This window comes from Acidiphilium sp. PM (genome assembly GCF_000219295.1).
GTDB classification, from domain to species: domain Bacteria; phylum Pseudomonadota; class Alphaproteobacteria; order Acetobacterales; family Acetobacteraceae; genus Acidiphilium; species Acidiphilium multivorum.
Window position 1 is genome coordinate 1 of sequence record NZ_AFPR01000282.1, and the last position, 843, is coordinate 843.

Annotated in this window: 1 protein-coding gene; it reads right to left on the bottom strand. The window is 69.6% G+C overall.

All coding sequences use genetic code 11. The features are described from left to right. On the bottom strand, positions 1 to 843 hold an 843-nt coding region (locus APM_RS11430), incomplete at both ends, for an efflux RND transporter periplasmic adaptor subunit (protein WP_039888387.1).

Genomic DNA, 843 nt, shown 5'->3' on the forward strand with positions numbered 1-843 from the left:
CGCCAGCCGCGGCGTGAAGCGCAGCGCCTGGTCCGGCACGCGCAGCACCCCGGCCCGCGCCGCGGTGATGATCCGCACCGACGCGGTCATGCCCGGCTTCAGCTTCAGGTCGCGGTTGTCCACCTCGATGACGACGTCGTAGGTCACCACGTTCTGCACCGTCTGCGGCGACTGGCGCACCTGCGTCACCGTGCCGTCGAAGGTCTCGCCCGGAAAGGCGAGAACGGTGAACCGCGCCGCCTCGCCCTTGCGGATATCCGCGATATCCCCCTCGCTGACATTGGTATCCACCTGCATCCGCGTCAGGTCGGTGGCGATCAGGAACAGCGTCGGCGTCTGGAACGAGGCGGCGACGGTCTGCCCGATCGTGACATTGCGCGAGACGACGATCCCGTTCACCGGCGAGACGATGTCGGTATAGCCGAGATTGGCCTGCGCGGCGGCGAGCTTCGCCTCGTCCTGCCGGATCACCGCGCGGTCGAGCGCGGCCTGCGCCTCCAGCTGCCGATACGTCGCCTTCGCGCTGTCGGCGGCGTTCTCCGAGGCGTAGCGCTGCGGCACCAGCGAGGCGAGGCGGCGGTAATTGCCGCGCGCATAGTCGAGGCTCGCCTCGTCCTTGCGCAGCTGCGCCTGGTCCACGGCCACCGCCGCCCGGTCCTGGTCCACCACCGCCTGGTAGGGCCGCGGGTCGATCCGGGCGCAGATCTGCCCGAGCTTCACGATCGTGTTGTAGTCGCAGCTGATGTCCTGGATGATGCCGGACACCGCCGAGCCGACGATCACCGTCAGGATCGGGTTGACCGTCCCCGTCGCCGTCACCGCCCGCGTAATGTCGCCGCGCCC